The sequence below is a fragment of the Xanthomonas bonasiae genome (assembly GCF_017163705.1).
GTDB lineage: Bacteria > Pseudomonadota > Gammaproteobacteria > Xanthomonadales > Xanthomonadaceae > Xanthomonas_A > Xanthomonas_A bonasiae.
Genome location: NZ_JAFIWB010000008.1, coordinates 1 through 22,077, shown reverse-complemented (window position 1 = coordinate 22,077; position 22,077 = coordinate 1). Strand labels below are relative to the sequence as shown.

Sequence of the window (22,077 nt, the reverse complement as noted above, 5' to 3'; positions counted from 1 at the left end):
AGATGCTGCGACACGAGGGAACGCGGTCTCCCGCTGGCCGAAAGTCCAGCGCCGATAACCTACCTAGACTGCGCCGGTTGCACAACGACGAGCACTGCGCCGGCCGCCAGCGCCCCTGGACCGACGGTCCGACCGCAGGCGACCGGGCGCGCCTGAAACGGTTGGCTCCCCCACCGACAGGTCGATGACAGCTACGCCGCACTAGGCTGCAGCCACGCTGGCCTGCGCCTTCCGCTGCGGGCTACCGACTCATCGACGCGCTGCGCGCACCTGGGAGGGTACGTGAACCTGAAGAAATCGAGCCTGTGCGGCGCTTGCGCCTGCGCCTTGCTGTCCCTGCCCGCGCTGGCGCAGGCCGTCGATGGCGACGACGACGGCCCGGTCACCGCCGAGATCGGCGGCCGCCTGCACTGGGACTTCGCCCAGTTCGACAACGACCAGCGCGGCACGCCCAATCCCGACGACACCGAGATCCGCCGCCTGTGGATCGACGTGTCCGGCAAGTTCTTCGGCTTCGGCTACAAGGTCGAAGGCGATTTCGCCGGGCTGCAGGACGACTTCAACGGCAAGGGCATCGAGGCCAAGGACGTCTACCTGACCCGAAAGTTCGACGCCGGCACGCTGAGCGTCGGCCAGTTCAAGCAGTACTTCTCGCTGGACGACCGCACCGGCTCCAACTTTGGCCAGTTCCTGGAGCGCAGCGGCGCGGCCAGCACGCTGGCGCCGCTGTACCGCAAGGCGGTGTCGTGGCAGGCCGCCGGCAAGGACTACACCTGGGCCGCCAGCGTCTACAGCCTGGAAAGCATCGACGTGTCCAACATCAAGGGCGATGCGTTCGGCGGCCGCGGCACCTGGGCGCCGGGCGCGCGCGATGGCGACGTGCTGCACCTGGGCCTGTCGCTGGCGCACGAGCGCTACGACCACCCCGGCGCCAACGGCGCGCCTGCCTTGAGCATCCGCCCGCGTCCGGCCGGCCATCTGTCCGACGACAGCCGCATCACCCTGGCGCGCTTCGCCGACGGCCGCGATACCGACGTGGACAAATGGTCGCTGGAGTACGCGCAGGTGCGCGGCCCGCTGTCGTGGCAGGGCGAATTCAGCGGCGGCCTGTTCGACGATGGCGCGCAGCGTGCGCAAGTGCTGTCCGCCTATGGTTTCGTCAGCTGGTTCGCGACCGGCGAATCGCGCCGCTACGACAGCAAGACCGGACGCTTCACCCGCATCAAGCAGGTCAACAACCCGCGCGGCGCGTTCGAACTGGCGCTGCGCTACGACCGCATGTGGGGCACGCAGCACCTGGACGGCCAGGCGGACTTCCTCGACGCCTCCACCGCGTCGTGGACACTGGCCGGCAACTGGTACCTCAAGCCGAACCTGCGCCTGATGCTGAACCTGATCGACAGCCGCAACCGCGACCACCTGGCCGGCACCACGCTCGACCACACCCGCGCGATCACCGGCCGCTTCCAGTACGACTTCTGAGAGCCGGGATTGGGGAATCGGGATTCGGGAATCGCAAAGGCGGGATTACGCGACTTGATGCGTTGTCGGCTTGCGGTCTACGGCTGCCCTGTCCTGCTGTCGGGTTCGATTTTTCCATGCACCACCCTGAGGAACTCACATGCTGACCGCGCTCGGTTTCGGAATGGTCATCACCTTCATGTACCTGATCATGAGCAAGCGGCTGTCGCCGCTGGTCGCCTTGATCATCGTGCCGATCGCCTTCGCGCTGGCCGGCGGCTTCGGCACCGGCATCAACGAGATGATGCTGGAAGGGATCAAGAAGATCGCGCCGACCGGCGTGATGCTGATGTTCGCGATCCTGTACTTCGGGGTGATGATCGACGCCGGCCTGTTCGATCCGCTGGTGCGGCGCATCCTGCGCCTGGTCAAGGGCGACCCGATGAAGATCGTGGTCGGCACCGCGGTGCTGGCGCTGCTGATCTCGCTCGACGGCGACGGCTCCACCACCTACATGATCACCGTGTCGGCGATGCTGCCGCTGTACCGGCGCATCGGCATGAACGCGCTGAACCTGACCTGCGTGACCATCCTCGCCGGCGGGGTGATGAACCTGACCCCGTGGGGCGGGCCGACCGCACGCGCGGCCACCGCGCTGCACGTGGATCCGGCCGACGTGTTCGTACCGCTGGTGCCGGCGATGGCGCTGGCGATCGCCGGCATCCTGGTGCTGGCCTGGTACCTGGGCATGCAGGAGCGGCGCCGCCTCGGCGTGGCCGCGCTGCCGGGCGACACCTGGATGGACAGCAGCGTGGCCGACGACGGCGATGCGCTGCCGACCGTGGAAGACGCCGAGGACATCAAGCGGCCGAAGCTGCTGTGGGTGAACCTGGTGCTGACCCTGGCGCTGATGGCGGCGCTGGTGATCGGCGTGCTGCCGATGCCGGTGCTGTTCATGATCGGCTTCGCGCTGGCGCTGCTGATCAACTATCCGAACCTGGCCGAGCAGCGCCGGCGCCTGGTCAACCATGCCGGCAACGTGCTGTCGGTGGTGTCGCTGATCTTCGCCGCCGGCGTGTTCACCGGCATCCTCTCCAATACCGGCATGGTCGAAGCGATGTCGCGCAGCTTCCTGGCGGTGATTCCCGATGCCTGGGGCCCGTACCTGGCGGTGATCACCGCGCTCGCCAGCATGCCGTTCACCTTCTTCATGTCCAACGACGCGTTCTACTTCGGCGTGCTGCCGATCCTGTCCGAAGCGGCCAGCCACTACGGCATCACCCCGGTGGAAATGGCGCGCGCCTCGCTGGCCGGACAGCCGGTGCACCTGCTCAGCCCGCTGGTGCCATCCACCTATCTGCTGGTCGGCCTGGCCAAGGTCGATTTCGCCGACCACCAGCGTTTCACCATGAAGTGGGCGGTGCTGGTGTCGTTGCTGTTGATGGGCGGCAGCCTTCTGTTCGCGCTGTATCCGTTGGCCGCTTGATGGCTGCCGGGAATCGGGAATGGGGAAACGGGAATCGCAAACGCGGCGCTCGCTTCCAACCATTCCCCATTCCCTACTCCCCATTCCCCAACTCCGAAGGAGTTCTTCCATGACTCTACGAATCGCCTACGTCACCAGCGGCATGGGCAGCATCGGTACCGCGATCTGCCAGAAGCTGGCGCGCAACGGACATACCGTGGTCGCCGGCTGCGGCCCCAATTCGCCGCGCAAGTCGGCGTGGCTGCGCGAGCAGCGCGAGCTGGGCTTCGACTTCGTCGCCTCCGAAGGCAACGCCACCGACTGGGACTCCACCGTCGCCGCGTTCGCCAAGGTCAAGGCCGAGGTCGGCGAGATCGACGTGCTGGTCAACAACGCCGGCGGCAGCCGCGACACCTTGTTCCGGCAGATGAGCCGCGAGGATTGGCAGGCGGTGATCGCCAGCAATCTGAACTCGCTGTTCAACATCACCAAGCAGGTGGTGGACGGCATGACCACGCGCGGCTGGGGCCGCATCGTCAACATCGGCGCGGTCAGCGCGCAGAAGGGCCAGATCGGGCAGATCAACTACGCCACCGCCAAGGCGGCGATGCAGGGTTTCAGCCGCGCGCTGGCGCAGGAAGTGGCCTCGCGCGGGGTCACCGTCAACACGGTGTCGCCCGGCTACATCGCCAGCGCCTCGATCAGCAGCTTTCCGCCGGACGTGCTCGACCGCCTGGCGACCTCGGTGCCGCTGCGCCGGCTCGGCAAGCCCGAGGAAGTGGCCGCGCTGTGCGGTTGGCTGACCTCCGACGAAGCCGCCTACGTCACCGGCGCCGACTACGCGGTCAACGGCGGCTTGCACATGGGCTAGGCCGGCGCTGCCTCACGGGTTGGCGCTCGCATCGCAGCGGCTGGCATACACTGCCGATTCCGCTCCCTGCGCCAGCGCCGACATCGCATGCCCGACAAACCCGACCGCGCCGCACCGGGCGCGCGCCTGCAGATGGCCGACATCGCGCGCATGGCCGGCGTGTCCGAATCCACCGTCTCGCGCGCGCTGGCCGACAACCCGGTGGTCGCCCGGCGCACGCGCGCCTATATCAAGCAACTGGCCAGCGAGGCCGGCTATCGCGTCGATCTGGCCGCGCGCAGCCTGCGCTCGCGGCGCTCCAACATCGTCTGCGTCGCGGTGCCGCTGATGCACGCGCATGAGCAGCCGCTGTCGGACCCGTTCATGATGACCATGCTGGCGCTGCTCGCCGATGCGCTGACCGCGCGCGGGTACAGCATGCTGTTGTCCAAGCTGGACCGGCACCAGGACCATTGGGTCGAAGACCTGGCGCGCGGCAGCCGCGCCGACGGCGTGATCATGCTCGGGCAAAGTTCCGAGCATGCCGCGCTCGACGCCGCCGCGCGCGGCGGCCTGCCGATGGTGGTGTGGGGCAGCCGCATCGACGGCCAGGCCTACGTCAGCATCGGCAGCGACAACCTGCGCGGCGGCGAGCTGGCCACCGCGCACCTGATCGAGACCGGCCGCCGTCGCATCGCCTTCCTCGGCGACGAGCAGTTGCCGGAGGTGGCGCCGCGCTTCGCCGGCTACCGGCGCATGCTCGAGCACCACGGCCTGGAGTTCGATCCGCGGCTACATGCGCGCAGCCACTTTCTCAGCGAAGACGCCTACCGGTTGACGCGGGCGATGTTGAAGAAGACCGATCCGCCCGACGCGGTGTTCGCCGCCTCCGACGTGATCGCGCTGGGCGCGATCCGCGCGCTGACCGAGGCCGGCCACCGCGTGCCGCAGGACATCTCGCTGGTCGGCTTCGACGACATTCCGCTGGCGTCCTACAGCCAGCCGCCACTGACCACGGTGCGCCAGGACCTGGCGCAGGCGGCGACGCTGCTGGTGGATGGCGTGCTCGGCCTGATCGAAGGGCAACCGCTGCAATCGGTGGAACTGGCGGTGAGCCTGGTGGTGCGCGATTCGGCGTGAAGGGCCGGGATTGGGGAGTCGGGATTGGGGAGTCGGGATTGGGGATTCGCAAGAGCGGGACGTGCGCACTGACGCTGTACCAGCCAACCCGGTTTCTCAATCCTAGCCGCGGAATTTCAACGCGCACCGCTGCGCTTTTACGAATCCCCAATCCCGACTCCCGAATCCCGGCCCTGCCTCACCAACAGCATCGCCACCGCCGCCATCAGCATCAGCGCGCCGGCCAGGCGGATCACGTTGCGCGGATCGCCGTGCAGCAACGAGTCGTAGTACAGCGGCAAGGTCACGATCTGGATCAGCATCGGCAGCACGATGAACAGGTTGAACAGGCCCATATACACGCCAGTGCGCTCGGGCGGGATGCTGTCGGCCAGCATCAGGTACGGATTGCCCATCATGCTCGCCCAGGCCAGGCCGATGCCGATCATCGGCAACAGCAACAGCCAGCGGTCGTGGATCACCGGCAGCAGGCACATGCCGATGCCGGCGGCGAGCAGGCACGCCGCGTGCGTGGCCTTGGGGCCGACACGGCGCGCCACCGGCACCATCGCGAACGCGGCGACGAAGGCGACGAAGTTGTAGAAGCCGCCGATCTGGCCGTTGACCAGACCGGCCTCGCGGAAGCCGTGCGAATCCGGCGCGGTGGTGCCGAACAGGGTGGTCGACAGCGACAGCACGATGTACTGCCAGTAGCAGAACATCGCATACCACTGGAACAGCATCACCGGCGCCATCTGCTTCATCGTCGGCGGCATCTGCCGCACCGCATCGGCGATCTCACGCAGCGTGGCCAACGGCCCGACCGGCGCGCCGCGCAGGCGCTCCAGTTCCAGCGGCGGCAGCACCGGCTCGCGCACGCTGCGCGCGGTGAGCAGGATCGAGGCCGCGGAGAATCCCGCGCCGATCGCGAACGCGGCGATGGTGACGTAGGGAATGTGGTGCGCATTGGCCGCGTCCTGGTTCATGCCGAACCACACCAGCAACGGAGGCGTCACATAGGCCAGGGTCTGGCCCAGGCCGGTGAACGCGCTCTGGGTGAGATAGCCGAGCGGGCGCTGGCGCGGCGCCAATACGTCGCTGACCAGGGCGCGATACGGCTCCATCGCCACGTTGTTGGCCGCGTCCAGCATCCACAGCAGGCTCACCGCCATCCATAGCGCCACGCTGAAGGGCATCAGCAGCAAGCACAGGCTGCACACCAGCGCGCCGACCACCATGTAGGGCATGCGCCGGCCCCAGCGGGTGACGGTGCGGTCGCTCAACGCGCCGACCACCGGCTGCAGCACCAGCCCGGTGATCGGCCCGGCCAGCCACAGGTACGGCAGGCTGGCGTGATCGGCGCCCAGATAGTTGTAGATCGGGCTCATGTTGCTCTGCTGCAGGCCGAAGCTGTACTGCACGCCGAAGAAGCCGGCATTGAGCGCCAGCACGCGCGACAGCGGAAGCAAGGGGCGATCGGAGCGCATGCGCATCAGCCTGACAGGAAGCCAAGGGCGCCGCGGGCGACGCGCCACGGCGGCGGAGCGGATGTTGGGATTAATGCAATCGTTTGTAACGCTGCGCTGCATCATTATTTGATTGATAAATCAGGCTTTCATCACTAAAGGCGGCGATTTCCGCATTTTTTTGCGGTGCAAATTGCAATCGATTGCAAAACGCCGTATCACTGCGCCACCCCACCGCCTGTCCGGCATGGGCGTCGCGCCGGTCCACGCCGCCGCACGCCGCATGCAGGCCCTACCCGCGTCACCCCTCGCTTCGGGAGAGATAGCGATGCACCACCCTTCGATCCGCCTGCATACCCTGGCCTGGGCCGTCGCCGCAGCCCTGGCCGCCCCGGCCGCCTTCGCCCAGGACGCGGCCGCGCCTGCCGCCCAGCCCGCTTCCGCGCAGGCCGACGTGGTCAGCCTGGACTCGGTGTTCGTGACCGGCACCGCCACCGCCAAGAGCAAGCTCAAGTCCAGCGTGTCGGTCAGCACCGTCGGCGCAGAAGCCATCGAGCAATCCGCGCCGCGCTCGACCGCCGAGATCTTCCGCAACATCCCCGGCATCCGCTCCGAATCCAGCGGCGGCGAAGGCAACGCCAACATCGCGGTGCGCGGCCTGCCGGTGGCCTCCGGCGGCGCCAAGTTCCTGCAGCTGCAGGAAGACGGGCTGCCGGTGCTGGAATTCGGCGACATCGCCTTCGGCAATGCCGACATCTTCCTGCGCGCCGACTACAGCCTGGAGCGCATCGAGGCGATCCGCGGCGGCTCGGCCTCGACCTTCGCCAGCAACTCGCCCGGCGGCATCATCAACTTCATCAGCAAGACCGGCGACACCGCCGGCGGCAGCGTCGGCCTCAGCCGCGGCCTCGGCCGCTTCGACAACACGCGCCTGGACTTCGACTACGGCGCGCCGTTCGCCGAGCACTGGCAGTTCAACGTCGGCGGCTTCTACCGCCGCGGCGACGGCGTGCGCGACGCCGGCTATGCCACCGACAAGGGCGGCCAGCTCAAGGCCAACCTGACCCGGCTGTTCGACAACGGCTACGTCCGCGTCTACGCCAAGTACCTCAACGACCGCGCCGCCGCCTATACCCCTGTGCCGACCCTGGTCAGCGGCAGCGACGGTTCGCCGCACTTCCACGATGTGGGCAGCTTCGACCCGGGCCGCGATACCCTGTACAGCCCGTATTTCCGCAGCAGCAACAGCCTGGACGGCAGCAACCGGCTCACCCGCGTCGCCCTCGGCGACGGCATGCATCCGGTGTCGCGCGCGATCGGCGCCGAGGCGCAGTTCGACATCGGCGGCGGCTGGACGCTGACCGACAAGTTCCGCATCGCCGACACCTCCGGCCGCTTCGTCTCGCCGTTCCCGGCCGAAGTGGCCGACGCCGCCAGCCTGGCGGCGCAGATCGGTGGCGCCGGCGCGACGCTGCGCGATGCCGACGGCCAGACCTACAGCGGCCAGGCGGTGCGCACCCACCTGTTCAACACCCGTATCAACGACCTCGGCAACGCGGTCAACGATCTGAGCCTGGCGCGCGACTTCGGCAACGGCGATGGCGGCAACGTCAACCTCAAGGCCGGCCTGTACAGCTCGCGCCAGGTCATCGACATGGACTGGACCTGGAATTCCTACGTGCAGTCGGTGTCCAGCCGTTCGCGCCTGCTCGACGTGGTCGCCGCCGACGGCAGCCTGCTCTCGCAGGACGGGCTGTACGCCTACGGCGTGCCGTACTGGGGCACCGACAACACCCGCCATTACGACGTGCGCTACACCATCAACGCGCCGTACGTGGCGCTGGGCTGGGACCAGGGCCCGCTGAGCGTGGACGCCAGCGTGCGCTACGACATGGGCCGGGCACGCGGCAACACCGCCGGCGGGCTGCTGGTCGACAATCTCGACGTCGATGGCGACGGGATCATCCAGGCGCCGGAACGCAGCGTGGCGACGATCGACTACGCCAACCGCAAGCCGGTGGACTACGACTGGAACTACCTGTCGTACTCGCTCGGCGGCAACTACATGCTCAACGACGATCTGGCCGCCTTCGCCCGCTACAGCCGCGGCGCGCGCGCCAACGCCGACCGCCTGCTGTTCGGCGTGGTGCGCGACGACGGCTCGGTGTCTTCCGACGAAGCGGTGAACTTCGTCAAGCAACTCGAGGGCGGCCTGAAGTGGCGCGCCGGCGGCCTGAGCGTGTTCGCCACCGTCTTCGCCGCGCGCACCCAGGAACAGAACTACGAGGCCACCAGCCAGCGCTTCTTCGACCGCACCTACAAGGCGCACGGGCTGGAGCTGGAAGCGTCCTACCGCGCCGGCGGCTTCGGCCTCAACGGCGGCGCGACCTGGACCGATGCGACCATCGACAAGGACCAGATCACCCCGGCCAACGCCGGCAACACGCCGCGCCGCCAGGCCAGGGTCGTCTGGCAGCTGACCCCCAGTTACCGCGGCGAGCGCTACGAGCTGGGGGTCAATGCGATCGGCACCAGCTCGGCCTACACCCAGGACAGCAACCAGTTGAAGATGCCCGGCTACACGCAGGTGAACCTGTTCGGCAATTACCGCGTCACCGATGCGCTGACCCTGTCGCTGAACGTCAACAACCTGTTCGACGCCTTCGGCCTGACCGAGGCCGAGGACGCGAGCATTCCGGACAATGCCATCATCCGCGCGCGCTCCATCCCCGGCCGTACCGCCAGCGTCGGCGTGCGCTACGACTTCTGACCCCCAAGGAGCCCGCCGCGCCCGCCCCCGGGCGCGGCCCATCATGAACGCTGTTGCCTCCCCCCTCCCCGATCACGCCGGCGTGCAGGCGGCCCTGGCCGCCCAGCCCGGCGCGCACGCGCGCTACGGCGCCCATGGCCCGCGCCTGTTCGCCGCACTGCAGGCCCTGTACGGCGACCATCCGGACTACGCGCAATGGCTGCCGCGCTGGCTCGATGCGGTCGCCGCCACCATCCGCGCACGCCCGCCGGCACTGGCCGAGCTGGATGCGGCGCGCGCGCCGGACTGGTTCGGCGACCCGTCGATGCTCGGCTACAGCGCCTACGCCGACCGCTTCGCCGGCACCCTGGCCGGGGTCGGCGAACGCGTGCCCTACCTGCAGGAACTGGGTGTGCGCTACCTGCATCTGTTGCCGTTCCTGCGCATGCGCGAAGGCGACAACGACGGTGGCTTCGCGGTCAGCGACTACGGCCAGGTCGAACCGCGACTCGGCGACAACGCCGACCTGATCGCCCTGACCACGCGCCTGCGCGAGGCCGGCATCAGCCTGTGCGCCGACTTCGTGCTCAACCACACCGCCGACGACCATCCCTGGGCGCTGGCCGCCAAACGGGGCGACGCGCGTTACCTGGATTACTACCACCACTTCGCCGACCGCCACCTGCCCGACCGCTACGAGCGCACCTTGGGCGAGGTGTTCCCGCACACCGCGCCAGGCAACTTCACCTGGGTCGAGGACGCCCACGCGTGGCTGTGGACCACGTTCTATCCGTATCAGTGGGATCTGGACTGGAGCAACCCGGCGGTGTTCGGCGAAATGGCCCTGGCGCTGCTGCAGCTGGCCAACCTGGGCGTGGAAGTGTTCCGGCTGGATTCCACCGCCTACCTGTGGAAGCGCGAAGGCAGCGACTGCATGAACCAGCCCGAGGCGCACACCATCCTGCAGGCGCTGCGCGCGCTCACCGACATCGCCGCACCCGCGGTGCTGCTGAAGGCCGAGGCGATCGTGCCGATGGCGCAGCTGCCACCCTACTTCGGCGAAGGCGACGCACGCGGCCACGAATGCCAGTTGGCCTACCACAGCACGCTGATGGCGGCCGCCTGGGTGGCGCTGGCCGAACAGCGCGGCGACATCGTGCAGGGCGCGATCGCGCAGACGCCGGCGTTGCCGCCGGCCTGCGCGTGGCTGAGCTACGTGCGCTGCCACGACGACATCGGCTGGAACGTGCTGCGCCACGAAGCGGACGGCGGCGACGGCGGCGCGCCGTTCGATCTTGCGCAGGCCGCACGCTTCTTCGCCGGCGGCGTACCGGGCAGCTACGCGCGCGGCGAAGCGTTCCAGAGCAGCGGCGACGGCGTGCACGGCAGCAACGGCATGAGCGCCGCGCTGGTCGGCATCGAAGCGGCGCTGGCCGATGGCGATGCCGGCGCCCTGGAGCTGGGGATCCGGCGCCTGCTGCTGCTGTATGCGGTGGCGTTGGCGATGCCGGGCATCCCGCTGCTGTACATGGGCGACGAACTGGCGCTGGGCAACGACGCGAGCTATCGCAACGACCTGCTGCGCCGCCACGAAGGCCGTTGGTTGCACCGTCCGGTCATGGACTGGGAGCGCGCGGCGCGGCGCGACGACCAAGATGGCCTTCCCGGCCAGGTCTACACCCGCCTGCGGCGGCTGATCGCCGCGCGCGCGGCGACCGCCGCGTTGGCTGCCGGGCAACCGCTGCGCGCGTTGCCGCTGGGCAATTCGGCCTTGCTCGGGATCGCCCGCGGCGCAGACTTCGTCGCGGCCTACAATTTCAGTGCGCAACCGGTGGCGATGGACCGCAACGCGTTGGGCCCTGGCGAATGGCAGGCCATCGCCGACGGCGGACGCGACGCGACCACGCTGCGGGAATGGGACGGCATCTTGCCGGCCTACGGCCTGCGCTGGTGGCGGCGCGGCTGAGCGCGGAGCAGGTCCTGGCGACGCCGCGGAGTCGCGAAAGCGCTGCGCGGGAGCAGCGCTTTCGAGGACCAGACCGCGGACGCACGGGGCCGCAGCCGCGATCCGGCTCCGCTGCAGCCGGGACTGAAGTCCCTCCCACAAAACGCAGCGATGCATGCGCGGCAACGCGCCTCTGTAGGAGCGGCTTCAGCCGCGACAAACGAAGCCGCGGCCTGGCCGATCCCGGAAGCGCTCGGGACTGAAGTCCCTCCTACAGAAAAACGGGCATGGCATGCATCGCCCATTGTCCTTGTGGGAGCGACTTCAGTCGCGACGAACGAAGCAACAACCTGGCCGATTCCGAAAGCAGTCGGGACTGAAGTCCCCTCCTACAGAAGGCAAGCCGGCGCCTTGCCTCGCCCTCGAGGCAGCATTGCGACACGCACCCGGCATCCGCCGAAAGCCGCGCGCCGCCAGCACTTACTTGCCCACCAAGCCCAGCAACGCCTTGGCCGCATCCTCGGACGACGCCGGGTTCTGGCCAGTGACCAGGCGCCCATCCACCACCACGTGCACGCCCCAGTCGGCGCCCTTCTCGTACAGGCCGCCCAGCCGCTGGAACTCGTCCTCGATCAGGAACGGCACCACGTCGGTCAATCCGACCGCCGCTTCCTCGCCGTTGGTGAAGCCGGTGACGCGGCGACCCTTGACCAGCGGCGCGCCATCGGCGGCGGTGACCCGGCGCAGCGCACCCGGCGCATGGCAGACGAAACCGATCGGCTTGCCGGCGCGCTCGAACGCCTCGATCAGCGCGATCGACGTGCGGTCCTCGGCCAGGTCCCACAGCGGGCCATGGCCACCGGGGTAGAACACGCTGTCGTAGTCGGCCATCCGCACGTCGGCCAGCGGCCGCGTGCTCGCCAGTTGTTGCTGCGCATCGACATCGGCCTTGAAGCGCTGCGTGGCCGCGGTCTGCGCATCGGCCGCGTCGCTCTTCGGGTCCAGCGGCGGTTGCCCGCCCTTGGGCGAGGCCAGCGTGATCTCGGCGCCGGCATCCTTGAACACGTAGTACGGCGCGGCGAATTCCTCCAGCCAGAAGCCGGTCTTGTGGCCGGTGTCGCCGAGGCGGTCGTGCGAGGTCAGCACCATCAGGATCTTCATGCGGATGTCCTTTTTGAGGGGAAATGGCGGCCATGCGCTGCAGGCCAGGCGCGCAGTATCGGCACGCGCGCATTCGCGGCAGGTGAGCGCGACGCGGCCGCGTTCAGGCGCCTTCGGCGCTGTCCAGCTGATCCATGCGGATGCGGTTGGCGAACAGCGAGAACGCCAGCATGCCGGCCAGGCCGCTGGCGCGCGCGACCCAGTTCGGCAACCAGCGCGGCGGTGCCAGCACCCCGGCCTCGAACAACGGCGCGAATGCGGCCACGTCCTCCAGCGCCATCTTGCCGGCGAACAGCCAGCGGCACAGCGGCAGGCGATCGCGCTGCAAGGCCTGGCGGAAGAAGGTGTGCACCGACACCAGTCCGCGCAGATACACGGTGTCCTTGGTGAAGGCGGCGCCGCCGTCGGTCGGCACGCCGCGGAACACCCGCTGCGCCGAGGAGAAGCTCTCCGCCGGCGACTGCCCGGCCGCATCGAAATAGCGGAACACCTCGACGAAATCGGCACCGCCGCGCGCCAGCGCGATCGCCTCGATGCGCAGGCTGATGCGCTTCATGCGTTCGATGTCGATGCTGCCGGTGATCTGCTCGGCGAAGGTCGCCAGCCCCTCCTGTGTGGCGGTGACCCGCGGCGACGACAAGGCCAGGCTCGGCAGATGCGCCTGCTCGCGGCCGTTGAGCGCGGTCAGCGAATGCACCAGCGCCTCGTGGTGGAACAGCTGCGCGCGGTCGTAGTCGCTGAACGAGGCGCCGGAGCGCAGGCGGATGCGGTGCGCGCCGGCCGCGGCCTTGGCCAGCAACTCCGGATCCAGTTCCACCGCGATCACACGCGCGCCGAAGAATTCGTCCAGGTCCTGCTGCAGTTGCAGGCGCAGCGCCGTCGCCGACACCGGCACCTGCTCTTCCGCCGACAGCAGTTCGCGATCCAGCTCCTGCGCGATCCGGATGAAGTGGCCGGCGGCATCGCGGGTGGTCGGGCCATGTCCGGGCATCGGATCCTCGGGCACGCCGAACAGCTGCGCCGAGTACATGCCGACCGCGGGCGTGCCCAGCGACTCCAGCAAGGCTGCGGCGAGGTCCCAGCTATGCGCGGAGGCTTGCAGATACGCGCCCAGCGGATGCGTCGGATCGGCTCCCTGCGCGATCGCCGCCAGCTCGCGGCGCGTGTCGGCGAAATCCAGCCGCGGGTACTGCACCTGCGGCAGCTGCGGCTGGCCGCGCGCCACGCTGTCCAGGAACGGCGCCTGCACCGCCGCCGGCCAGCTCGCCAGCGCCAGCAGGCGGATGCCGCGCACCGCCTTGACCAGGCGCGCATCCAGCGCGGCGTGGTGCAGGATCTCGGCAGGCAGCGCGGTCATCGCAAGCGTGGCGGGCGGACGCGGCCGGTCAGCGGCGCTGGTTGCGCGGCGTCGGCCGCTTGCCGCCCGGCTTGCCCGCGCCGGGCCGGCCCGACCTGGCGGCGTCCGCGTTCTGCGCCTGGCGCTGCGCCAGCTTGCTGGCGGCGCCGGCGACTTCGTCGCGCAGCTTCATGTAGTTGGCCAGCCGCGCCTCCTCGATGTCGCCGCGCTCGATCGCCGCCTGCACCGCACAGCCCGGTTCGGCCTGGTGCGCGCAATCGTTGAAGCGGCACTGCGCGGCCAGCGCCTCGATGTCGGCGAACCCGCCCTCGGCCAGGTCTTCCTCGCCGGTGGGCTTGAGCTCGCGCATGCCCGGGGTGTCGATCAGGCAGGCGCCGGACGGCAGCGGCAGCAGCGCCCGGTGGGTGGTGGTGTGGCGGCCGCGCGAATCGTTCTCGCGCACCGCCGCGGTGCGCATCTTCTGCACCCCGAGCAAGGTGTTGGTGAGCGTAGACTTGCCGGCGCCGGACGAGCCGACCAGCACCGCGGTACGCCCGGCGCCCAGCCACGGCCGCAGCGCCGCCACGCTGTCGGGGTCCTTGGCGTTGACGGTCAGCAGCGGGATCGACTGCGCGGCCAACTCCTCCAGCACCGCCAGCGCATCGTCGGCGTACTCGGTGAGATCGGCCTTGGTCAGGATCACCACCGGCTCGGCGCCGCCCCCGCCGACCAGCAGCAGATAGCGCTCGATGCGCCGCGGATTGAAGTCCGCATCCAGGCCGCAGACGATGAACACCGTATCGATGTTGGCCGCGATCACCTGCTGGTGATAGTGCTCGCCGGCCGCGCCGCGCTTGATCGCGGTACGCCGCGGCAGCAGCGCCACGATGCGCTTGTCGTCCTCCAGCAGCACCCAGTCGCCGACCGCGGCGCGCTCGTGGCTGGGAAAGCGCGGCCGCTGCCACTCCGGCAGCGACTCGACCTTGAACCCGGCATCCACCGCATCGGCCACCACGTAGCCGGTGCGGTGCTGCTCGCTGACCCGCGCCGGCCGCGCCAGCGGGTGCGCGGCCATCGCCGCCAGCCAGGCCGGTTCTTCCGGCATGCCGGGCCAGGGCCAGCCGATGGGGCGCAGCGCGTCGAAGTCGATCTGGGGGGAAGTCATGGGCGGATTCTAGACGGTGCGGGCCCCGGGCCGGCCGCCGTGTCACATTTCCGTTACCATGCCGGTTCCACGCCCCCACCGGCCTATGCGATGCCCACCCTGCCGATCAAGCCGCTCGCGATCCGCGAACGCCTGTCCGAAGTCCGCTACGAGATCCGGGGCGAGCTGGCGCGGCGAGCCCGGGAGCTGGAGGCGCAGGGGCGCAAGCTGATCAAGCTCAACATCGGCAATCCCGGCGCGTTCGGGTTCCGCGCGCCGGAGCACCTGCAGCGCGCGATCGCCGACGACATGGGCCGCACCGATCCCTATACCCACCAGCAGGGCCTGCCGGAGGCGCGCGAGGCGATCGCCGCGGCCTATGCGCGGCGCCAGCACCCGGACGCGCATCCGGACCGCATCTTCGTCGGCAACGGGGTCAGCGAGCTGATCGACCTGTCGCTGCGCGCCCTGCTCAATCCCGGCGACGAAGTGCTGGTGCCTTCGCCCGACTATCCGCTGTGGTCGGCCGCCACCATCCTCAACGACGGCCGCCCGGTGTACTACCGCTGCGCGCCGGAGAACGGCTTCCAGCCCGATCCGGTGGAGATCGAGACGCTGGTGTCCTCGCGCACGCGCGCCATCGTGCTGATCAATCCGAACAATCCCAGCGGCGCGAGCTATTCGCGCGAGCTGCTGGAGAAGATCGTGGCGATCGCGGCCAAGCACAACCTGCTGCTGATGGTCGACGAGATCTACGACCAGGTGCTGTACGACGGCGCCGACTTCGTGCCGGTCGCGCCGCTGGCCGGCGAGCACCCGTGCATCAGTTTCGGCGGCCTGAGCAAGGTGCACCGCGCCTGCGGCTGGCGGGTGGGCTGGGCGCTGCTGTCCGGTGCCGCCGAGCGGGTCACCGAATTCCGCAACGCGATGGATCTGCTCGGCGCGCTGCGCCTGTGCGCGAACGTGCCGGGCCAGTACGCGATCGACGCCGCGGTCAACGGCCCGGACACGATCTCGCCGTTGTGCGCGCCGGGCGGGCGCCTGTACGAAACCCGCCGCGCGGTGATCGAGGCCTGCGCGGCCAGCGAGCACCTGGCGCTGGTGCAGCCGGCCGGGGCGCTGTACGCGTTCCCGGCGGTGGTCGGCGCGGCCGCGCGCAATTTCGACGACCACGACTTCGCGCTGGAGCTGATGAACGACGAGGGCGTGCTGGTGGTGCCCGGTTCCAGCTTCAACGTGCCCTACCGCCACCATTTCCGCGTGACCCTGTTGCCGGAAGCGGCGGTGATGCGCGAAGTGTTCGCGCGCATCGACCGGGTGCTGGCGCGCCGCGCCGATGCGGCGACCAAGGTGGTGCCGCTGAAGCCGCGCAGTGTGGCTGGGGGGCGGTGAATCGGGAATGGGGAATCGGGAATGGGCAAAGCATGAAGCGTTGCGGCTATTTCCGGCGCCTGTGACCCGGCCGTTTTCGGTGCCGTCGCGATGAGCCAGGTCAGCTTCGCCACGCTCCACCATGCCCCGCTGCGCTATCTGGCGTTAGGCGATTCCTACACGATCGGCGAAGGCGTGGCCGACAGCGGGCGCTGGCCGCTGCAACTGGCCGCGGCGCTGCGCCACGACGGTTTCGCCATCGCCGATCCGCAGATCGTCGCCACCACCGGCTGGACCACCGACGAACTCGATGCCGGCATCGATGCGGCCGCGCCGCAGGGTCCGTTCGCGCTGGTGACGCTGCTGATCGGGGTCAACAACCAGTACCGCGGACGCGCGCTCGAGGAGTACCGCGAACAGTTCGCCGCGTTGCTGCAACGCGCGATCGGCTTTGCCGACGGCCAGCCGCGGCGAGTGCTGGCGGTGTCGATCCCGGACTGGGGCGTGACCGCGTTCGCGCAGCCGCCCGCACACGATCCGGCCCTGATCGGCACGCAGATCGATGCATTCAATGCCGCCGCACAGGCGTGCTGCCAGGCGCGTGCGGTGCGCTTCGTCGATATCACCGCGGCCAGCCGCGATGGCGGCGGCAGCGCCGCGATGCTCGCCGCCGACGGCCTGCATCCGTCGGCGGCGATGTATGCGCGCTGGACCGGCCTGCTGTTGCCTGCGGCGCGCGATGCGTTAGCCTAGCGGAGTACGACGCCCCGCTGCCAAGGACCGACATTGCGCGACGCCAGCACCATCCAGCCCATGACCCGACCGCAGGCCCTGGCCATCGCCCGCGCCTTCCTGCCGACGCATCCGCTCGGCAATCGCTACGACTACTACTACACCCGCACCAAGCTGCGCACCGATCCGCTCTATCCTGGCGTGCTCGCCGCGCTGCGCGGCACCGACGCCCCGATTCTGGACCTGGGCTGCGGCCTGGGCCTGCTCGCGCATGCGCTGCGCGCCGACGGCCAGCGGCAGCGCTACCACGGCGTGGACATCGACGCGGCAAAGATCCGCCGCGCGATCAATATCGCCGCGCGCAGCGCACTGCACGGCGCCCGCTTCGACGTGGTCGATCTCGGCCAGGCCTGGCCCGAACACAGCGGCAGCGTCGCGATCCTGGACGTGCTGCAGTACCTCGATGCGGCCATGCAGGCCAACCTGATCCGCAGCGTGGCGAAGATGCTCACGCCCGGCGCCAAGCTGGTGATCCGCAGCGGCCTGGGCGATGCCAGCGGCCGCGGCCGCACCAGCCGCGTCACCGACGTGCTCGCGCACCTCGCCGGCTGGATGCAGGAAGTGCCCAAGTGCTATCCCACCCGCGACAGCCTGGAACGCCAGCTCGGCGACGCCGGGTTGCGCGCCACGTTCGCGCCGCTGTACGGCAACACCCCGTTCAACAACTGGCTGATCGTGGCCGAACCGCACTGACGCGGCCGGCCTCGCGCCTCCCTGGCTCGGAATCCACCGCACAGCGCCGTTTCGACATGGCATGCAATGCCGTCGGAAACGCTGTGCATCGGTTGCGTGCACGCATTGCGGTTCGAGTCCGCACCGCATTTCCACGGCCACCGGCAGCGGGCAAGGCGCGCGACGTCTATACTGCCGCGCCGTCGCTGGCGCATCGCCAGCACCGCTCGGATTGCACCGATCGATGCAACGCTCGGCAAGCTGCGGCGTCGCGCCCAATCCAGTGCGAACGCGCCGACCGGCCTAGCCGGATCCGCATCCGCGAGCGCTGCGCTGGCAGCGCATGCCGACGCGGCAAGCGCCGCGCACGCGAACCGCATCACGCTGTCCTGCGCGCATCGGCGCCGGGACCACCTGTTCACCCTCGGAGTCCCCATGACATCCCCAACGCTTCCTCCCTATTCCGGCCTCGGCATCGCCTCGTTCGCGGTCAGCCTGATCGCCGCGGCGCTCACGCTCGTGCTGATCGGCGTCTGCGCGGCACTGGTCTATTCCCAGCCCGACAGCCTGGACGAAGACTCGCCGTTGGCGATGCTGGTCGGCATGGCGATGATGGTCGGCGTGTTCGCCGAGTTGGCCGCCGCCGCGCTCGGCATCGGCAGCCTGTTCCAGCGCGACCGCAGGAAGCTGTATGGCGTGCTCGGCCTGATCTTTGCGATCGCGACCCTGGTCGGCGTCGCCGCGCTGATCGTGTTCGGACTCATCCAGGGCAGCTGAGTCCGGCGCGAACGCGAACTGCTCGCTCGCATCGCGATTCCACAGGGACTGCGGTGCAGGCAGACCAGCACGGTTGCCACCTGACCATCCCAATCGTGCAGGCGCGCTAGCCCGGCAGGGTGCTGACCAGGCCTTTGTCGCGCATCGCCTGCAACACGCCTTCCACGATCGCCAGGTTGTGCCCATGCGCCGCGCCTTCGTGCAGCAGCGCGATCGCGCCGGGCGCCAGATCGCGCGCGATGCGCGCCACGGTCGCGGCGGGATCGCAGCTCACGCCGTCGAAGCCGCGTGCGCTCCAGGCGACCCGGGTCAGGCCATGTGCGCGCAGCGGCGCGGCGACGAAGGGGTTGGTCATGCCCACCACCGAGCGGTACCAGCGCGGCGCGGTGCCGGCGATGGCGCCCAGCGCCTGCTGCGCCTGGCCGATCTCGCGCGCCATGCGCCGCGGCCCCAGCGCCCAGAACCAGGCCTGCGGGTGGGTCTGGCTGTGGTTGCCGATGCCGTGGCCGCGGCGCAGGATCTCGCGCACCAGCTCCGGGCGCGCGGCGGCGCGTTCCCCGACCAGGAAGAAGGTGGCCTTGGCCTGGTGGCGGTCGAGCAGGTCCAGCAGCGGCGCGGTGTCGTCGGAGGGGCCGTCGTCGATGGTCAGCCACACCCGCGGCGCGGTGCCCGGCAGGCGGCTGAGCACCGGGGCGTACAGCCAGGCCCGCGGCAGGAACACCGGCAGCACCAGGGCCGCATGCGAGGCCAGCAGCGCCGGCAGCCCGACCCGCCAGCCCCACGCCCACCAGATCGCCGCCACCAGCACCTGCGAGGCCAGCGCCAAAGGCAGCCAGCGGTACGGGTGACGGGGGATGCGATGCAGCGTTTCCGGAACTGTCATGCCCCATGATGCCATGCGGCGTACAATGACCGGTCCGACTCAGCGACCGAAATCACTGCCATGTCCCTCGATCCCGCCCTGCGTTCCCGCATCGAAACGCTGCTCAGTTCCAACCGCGTCGTGCTGTTCATGAAAGGCCAGCCGAGCATGCCGCAGTGCGGCTTCTCCGCCAAGGCGGTGGGTGCGCTGAACGAACTGGGCGTCGACTTCGCCCACGTCAACGTGCTGGCCGACCAGGACATCCGCGAAGGCATCAAGGCCTATGGCGACTGGCCGACGATCCCGCAGCTGTACGTGGACGGCGAACTCGTCGGCGGCAGCGACATCATCCTGCAGATGGCCGGCAGCGGCGAGCTGAGCGAACTGCTCGGCGTGCAGGCTCCGGACCGCACCCCGCCCTCGATCACCATTACCGACGCCGCCGCGGAGATGCTGCGCGGCGCGCTGGCCGATGCCCCGGGCGCGACCCTGGCGCTGGCGATCGACGCGCAGTTCCAGCCGAACTTCCAGCTGGCGCCGACCGACCCGAACGCCATCGCCGCCGAGTCCAACGGCCTGCGCGTGCAGTTCGACCTGGCCAGCGCGCGCCGTGCCGAAGGCATCACCATCGACTGGGTCGACGACCTGCGCGGCCGCGGCCTGGCGATCGACAACCCGAACGCGCCCAAGCCGGTGCAGGAGCTGAGCGTGCGCGACGCCGACGACCAGGTGCGCGCCGGCGGCCTGATCCTGGTGGACGTGCGCCCGCCGGAAGAGCGCGCGATCGCGTCGGTGAACGTGCCGTTCCGCACCCTGGACGGCGACCAGCGCGCGCAGCTGGAAGCGCTGCCGAAGGACACCGCGCTGGCCTTCCTGTGCCACCACGGCGGGCGCAGCGCGCAGGCGGCCGAGCAGTTCCGCGCGCTCGGCTTCAGCCGCGTGCACAACGTGGTCGGCGGCATCGATGCCTGGGCCGACGAGGTGGACAGCAGCGTGGCGAAATACTGAGCCGGCGGCGCACGACGCAGCGGCATCACGGCGGGCGATCCAGAGGGTCGCCCGCTTTTTTTGCGATACGGTTTTTTGCGCTTCCGGGGAGGAAGCAAGCCATGGCACGCGCACTGAAACGCTGGACCGCAGCACTGATCTGCCTCGCCGCCCTGCCTGCCGCCGCCGCGCCGGCCGCCGCACCACCGCCGACAGTGATCTACGTCACCCCGGTCTCGGACGAGGCGAAGGTGATGAGCTACATCCCGGTGCGCAACGCGCCGTCGGAAGAAGCCGAACTGGGCGCCTGGCGCGGGCTGAAAAAGCCGCTGCGGGTGTTCGACAACGGCGCCGAGAACGGCGTGGCGACGCCGCTGGCGTTCTCGGTCGACGACAACACCATGTGCGGCGGCGACCTGCGCGTGCGCCTGAAGACCGCGCACGGCGCCACCTTCGCTCACGATGCCCTGCTGGCCTCGTTCGACCTCAATCCCGGCCAGCGCTTCGCCCGCCGCGAGCTCGATGCCACGCAGCGGCGCGCGCTGCTGCAGGTCGTCGGCGCCGATCCGTCGGTGCGCAAGCGCCTGCCTGCCGCGGCGCTGAAGCGGCTGCTGGCGCAGCTCGCCGCACCGCCGGCCGACGAGGCACCGGCACTGACCGTGATCGGCGATGCCAAGCAGCCGGGCCACGAGGTCGCCCTGGTGACCGCCAGCGTCTACGACCCGGCGCCGGCTGCGAACGCGGACGGAGCCTCGCCCAAGCTGACCACCCTGCTGGCGGTGCTGGAACGCAGCGACGCCGGCTGGCGGCTGCGCAAGACCCTCGCCGACTATGGTTGCGACGACTGCGAGGGGCGCAAGAACAACTATGCGCTGCTGCAGTTCGCCGATATCGATGCCGACGGCACGGTCGATTTCCTGATCCAGCACAGCGGCTACGAGACCTACGGATTCTGGCTGCTGCACCTGGTCGATGGCCAATGGCGCAGCGACGACCTGGTCGGCGGCTGCTGAGCGCCGGCGCCCGCACAAACACTCGACACTGCCCTGTAGGAGCGGCTTCAGCCGCGACAGGTTCGATCCGTAGAGTCCGCCGCAGCTGAAGCCGCCCCTGCAACAGCGCCGCCGCCAGCGCGCCACTCAACCGGCGAAACCGCCCTCGTCCAGAAACCGCTGCTCGTCCTGCGTCGTCTCCCGCCCCAGCGCCGCATTGCGATGCGGGAAGCGGCCGAAGCGCTGGATGATGTCCTCGTGCTGCGTGGCCCACTGCAGGCTGTCGGCATCGCCAAGCGCGCTGAACAGCTCCACCGCCTCGCGCTGCAGGCCCGGATCCTCGGCGTGCTCGTAGGGCAGGTAGAAGAACATGCGCAACTCCGGCTCGACCTGCTGGTCGTAGCCGGCCGCCAGCGCCCATTGCGCGTAGCGCCGCGCCAGGCCATCGGTGGCGTAGGCGTGCGCGCTGCCGCGGAAGGCGTTGCGCGGCACCTGGTCGAGCAACAGCAGCAGCGCCAGCGCGCCCTCGGCGCTGTCCATCCACGCCGCGTACTCGTCGCGCGCCGCGGCGTGATGCGCATCCAGCAAGTTCTGGCGCACGTTCGCATCGAACGATTCGTTGGCGGCGAACCAGCGCTCGCGGCCGGCGCTGCGCCAGAACTCCACGACATCGCGGGGCAGGATCTCGGTCATCGCATTTCCATCGGTCGGCAATCGGCCTCTATACCCGATCCGGCGTCGGCATGCGGTGTGCGGCGAGCGATCCGTGGGCTGTCGCCGCCGCGCGATCGGCCACGCTGGCCGCGCCCGGACCATCGCCCTGCCAATCCATCCATGCCCAGCGCGGCGCGTGCGGCGCGCGATCGCGTCGGCCGGATCGGTGCTGTCCTCCATCAACAACCGACGCATGGGGGATTGGGGATTGGGG

At 69.7% G+C, this 22,077-nt stretch carries 19 protein-coding genes; 12 read left to right on the top strand and 7 right to left on the bottom strand.

The window, feature by feature from the left end:
- Positions 1–282 precede the first annotated feature (282 nt).
- The 4 genes from JR064_RS09770 (at position 283) to JR064_RS09755 (ending at position 4,916) form a co-directional block, all read left to right on the top strand.
- Entirely contained in the window at positions 283–1,482 is a 1,200-nt protein-coding gene (locus JR064_RS09770; RefSeq protein WP_206229602.1) for an OprO/OprP family phosphate-selective porin, read from the top strand.
- Between the two features lie 139 nt (positions 1,483–1,621).
- Positions 1,622–2,947: a CitMHS family transporter gene (locus JR064_RS09765; protein WP_206229601.1), complete on the top strand. Its 1,326-nt coding sequence runs from the start codon at positions 1,622–1,624 to the stop codon at positions 2,945–2,947.
- Positions 2,948–3,056: 109 nt separating this feature from the next.
- A complete protein-coding gene (phbB, locus tag JR064_RS09760) occupies positions 3,057–3,797 on the top strand; it encodes an acetoacetyl-CoA reductase (RefSeq protein WP_179567147.1) in 741 nt (246 codons plus the stop codon).
- An 87-nt stretch (positions 3,798–3,884) separates the two neighbouring features.
- Positions 3,885–4,916 carry a LacI family DNA-binding transcriptional regulator gene (locus JR064_RS09755; protein WP_179567149.1) on the top strand — a complete coding sequence of 344 codons (1,032 nt, stop codon included), beginning with the start codon at positions 3,885–3,887 and terminating at the stop codon, positions 4,914–4,916.
- A gap of 137 nt (positions 4,917–5,053) precedes the next feature.
- Here the strand turns inward: JR064_RS09755 and JR064_RS09750 are convergent, their stop codons facing one another.
- Positions 5,054–6,382 (bottom strand): MFS transporter, encoded by a 1,329-nt coding sequence (locus JR064_RS09750; RefSeq protein WP_179567151.1) that lies wholly within the window; start codon positions 6,380–6,382, stop codon positions 5,054–5,056.
- A gap of 70 nt (positions 6,383–6,452) precedes the next feature.
- Positions 6,453–6,629 carry a hypothetical protein gene (locus tag JR064_RS09745; RefSeq protein WP_206229600.1) on the bottom strand — a complete coding sequence of 59 codons (177 nt, stop codon included), beginning with the start codon at positions 6,627–6,629 and terminating at the stop codon, positions 6,453–6,455.
- Between the two features lie 60 nt (positions 6,630–6,689).
- Between JR064_RS09745 and JR064_RS09740 the strand changes: the two genes are divergently transcribed.
- Both JR064_RS09740 and JR064_RS09735 read left to right on the top strand, forming a co-directional pair.
- Complete coding sequence (locus JR064_RS09740) at positions 6,690–9,131, top strand: TonB-dependent receptor domain-containing protein (RefSeq protein WP_241092977.1); 2,442 nt, start codon at positions 6,690–6,692, stop codon at positions 9,129–9,131.
- Positions 9,132–9,174: 43 nt separating this feature from the next.
- On the top strand, positions 9,175–11,076 hold the full coding sequence (locus JR064_RS09735) for an alpha-amylase family glycosyl hydrolase (protein ID WP_241092976.1): 1,902 nt from the start codon (positions 9,175–9,177) through the stop codon (positions 11,074–11,076).
- 459 nt (positions 11,077–11,535) lie between these two features.
- Here JR064_RS09735 and JR064_RS09730 read toward each other — a convergent pair whose 3' ends face one another.
- The 3 genes from JR064_RS09730 to rsgA form a co-directional block, all read right to left on the bottom strand.
- Positions 11,536–12,216, bottom strand: coding sequence for a type 1 glutamine amidotransferase domain-containing protein (locus JR064_RS09730; RefSeq protein ID WP_191824550.1), 681 nt, complete (start codon positions 12,214–12,216; stop codon positions 11,536–11,538).
- Between the two features lie 103 nt (positions 12,217–12,319).
- Positions 12,320–13,573, bottom strand: a complete 1,254-nt coding sequence (locus tag JR064_RS09725) for a flavohemoglobin expression-modulating QEGLA motif protein (protein ID WP_206229599.1) — start codon at positions 13,571–13,573, stop codon at positions 12,320–12,322.
- Between the two features lie 28 nt (positions 13,574–13,601).
- Positions 13,602–14,717 (bottom strand): ribosome small subunit-dependent GTPase A, encoded by a 1,116-nt coding sequence (rsgA, locus tag JR064_RS09720; protein ID WP_179567166.1) that lies wholly within the window; start codon positions 14,715–14,717, stop codon positions 13,602–13,604.
- Between the two features lie 90 nt (positions 14,718–14,807).
- Between rsgA and JR064_RS09715 the strand changes: the two genes are divergently transcribed.
- The 4 genes from JR064_RS09715 (at position 14,808) to JR064_RS23070 (ending at position 18,308) form a co-directional block, all read left to right on the top strand.
- Positions 14,808–16,088, top strand: a complete 1,281-nt coding sequence (locus tag JR064_RS09715) for a pyridoxal phosphate-dependent aminotransferase (RefSeq protein ID WP_206229598.1) — start codon at positions 14,808–14,810, stop codon at positions 16,086–16,088.
- Positions 16,089–16,178: 90 nt separating this feature from the next.
- The gene (locus JR064_RS09710; protein ID WP_206229597.1) at positions 16,179–16,820 is read left to right on the top strand and encodes an SGNH/GDSL hydrolase family protein; all 642 of its coding nucleotides are present in this window, start codon (positions 16,179–16,181) and stop codon (positions 16,818–16,820) included.
- 60 nt (positions 16,821–16,880) lie between these two features.
- A complete protein-coding gene (locus JR064_RS09705; RefSeq protein WP_206229596.1) occupies positions 16,881–17,552 on the top strand; it encodes a methyltransferase domain-containing protein in 672 nt (223 codons plus the stop codon).
- A gap of 66 nt (positions 17,553–17,618) precedes the next feature.
- Complete coding sequence (locus JR064_RS23070) at positions 17,619–18,308, top strand: hypothetical protein (protein WP_241092975.1); 690 nt, start codon at positions 17,619–17,621, stop codon at positions 18,306–18,308.
- A gap of 106 nt (positions 18,309–18,414) precedes the next feature.
- On the opposite strand, the gene JR064_RS09695 is transcribed toward JR064_RS23070, so the two are convergent.
- The gene (locus JR064_RS09695; RefSeq protein ID WP_206229595.1) at positions 18,415–19,206 is read right to left on the bottom strand and encodes a polysaccharide deacetylase family protein; all 792 of its coding nucleotides are present in this window, start codon (positions 19,204–19,206) and stop codon (positions 18,415–18,417) included.
- 45 nt (positions 19,207–19,251) lie between these two features.
- Here JR064_RS09695 and grxD point away from each other — a divergent pair, with 45 nt between their 5' ends.
- Positions 19,252–20,178: a Grx4 family monothiol glutaredoxin gene (gene grxD, locus JR064_RS09690; RefSeq protein WP_191824557.1), complete on the top strand. Its 927-nt coding sequence runs from the start codon at positions 19,252–19,254 to the stop codon at positions 20,176–20,178.
- Between the two features lie 101 nt (positions 20,179–20,279).
- Positions 20,280–21,170 carry a hypothetical protein gene (locus JR064_RS09685; protein ID WP_206229594.1) on the top strand — a complete coding sequence of 297 codons (891 nt, stop codon included), beginning with the start codon at positions 20,280–20,282 and terminating at the stop codon, positions 21,168–21,170.
- 126 nt (positions 21,171–21,296) lie between these two features.
- On the opposite strand, the gene JR064_RS09680 is transcribed toward JR064_RS09685, so the two are convergent.
- Positions 21,297–21,842, bottom strand: a complete 546-nt coding sequence (locus JR064_RS09680) for a DUF924 family protein (protein WP_179567180.1) — start codon at positions 21,840–21,842, stop codon at positions 21,297–21,299.
- Positions 21,843–22,077 lie beyond the last annotated feature (235 nt).

Excerpts from the sequence above, each read along its gene's own strand:
- JR064_RS09695 (WP_206229595.1), bottom strand. The coding sequence starts at position 19,206 with ATGGCATCATGGGGCATGACAGTTCCGGAAACGCTGCATCGCATCCCC.
- JR064_RS09740 (WP_241092977.1), top strand. The coding sequence starts at position 6,690 with ATGCACCACCCTTCGATCCGCCTGCATACCCTGGCCTGGGCCGTCGCC.
- JR064_RS23070 (WP_241092975.1), top strand. The coding sequence starts at position 17,619 with ATGCCGTCGGAAACGCTGTGCATCGGTTGCGTGCACGCATTGCGGTTC.
- rsgA (WP_179567166.1), bottom strand. The coding sequence starts at position 14,717 with ATGACTTCCCCCCAGATCGACTTCGACGCGCTGCGCCCCATCGGCTGG.
- JR064_RS09755 (WP_179567149.1), top strand. The coding sequence starts at position 3,885 with ATGCCCGACAAACCCGACCGCGCCGCACCGGGCGCGCGCCTGCAGATG.
- JR064_RS09685 (WP_206229594.1), top strand. The coding sequence starts at position 20,280 with ATGGCACGCGCACTGAAACGCTGGACCGCAGCACTGATCTGCCTCGCC.
- JR064_RS09710 (WP_206229597.1), top strand. The coding sequence starts at position 16,179 with ATGAGCCAGGTCAGCTTCGCCACGCTCCACCATGCCCCGCTGCGCTAT.
- JR064_RS09705 (WP_206229596.1), top strand. The coding sequence starts at position 16,881 with ATGACCCGACCGCAGGCCCTGGCCATCGCCCGCGCCTTCCTGCCGACG.
- grxD (WP_191824557.1), top strand. The coding sequence starts at position 19,252 with ATGTCCCTCGATCCCGCCCTGCGTTCCCGCATCGAAACGCTGCTCAGT.
- phbB (WP_179567147.1), top strand. The coding sequence starts at position 3,057 with ATGACTCTACGAATCGCCTACGTCACCAGCGGCATGGGCAGCATCGGT.
- JR064_RS09750 (WP_179567151.1), bottom strand. The coding sequence starts at position 6,382 with ATGCGCTCCGATCGCCCCTTGCTTCCGCTGTCGCGCGTGCTGGCGCTC.
- JR064_RS09680 (WP_179567180.1), bottom strand. The coding sequence starts at position 21,842 with ATGACCGAGATCCTGCCCCGCGATGTCGTGGAGTTCTGGCGCAGCGCC.
- JR064_RS09730 (WP_191824550.1), bottom strand. The coding sequence starts at position 12,216 with ATGAAGATCCTGATGGTGCTGACCTCGCACGACCGCCTCGGCGACACC.
- JR064_RS09725 (WP_206229599.1), bottom strand. The coding sequence starts at position 13,573 with ATGACCGCGCTGCCTGCCGAGATCCTGCACCACGCCGCGCTGGATGCG.
- JR064_RS09715 (WP_206229598.1), top strand. The coding sequence starts at position 14,808 with ATGCCCACCCTGCCGATCAAGCCGCTCGCGATCCGCGAACGCCTGTCC.
- JR064_RS09735 (WP_241092976.1), top strand. The coding sequence starts at position 9,175 with ATGAACGCTGTTGCCTCCCCCCTCCCCGATCACGCCGGCGTGCAGGCG.
- JR064_RS09765 (WP_206229601.1), top strand. The coding sequence starts at position 1,622 with ATGCTGACCGCGCTCGGTTTCGGAATGGTCATCACCTTCATGTACCTG.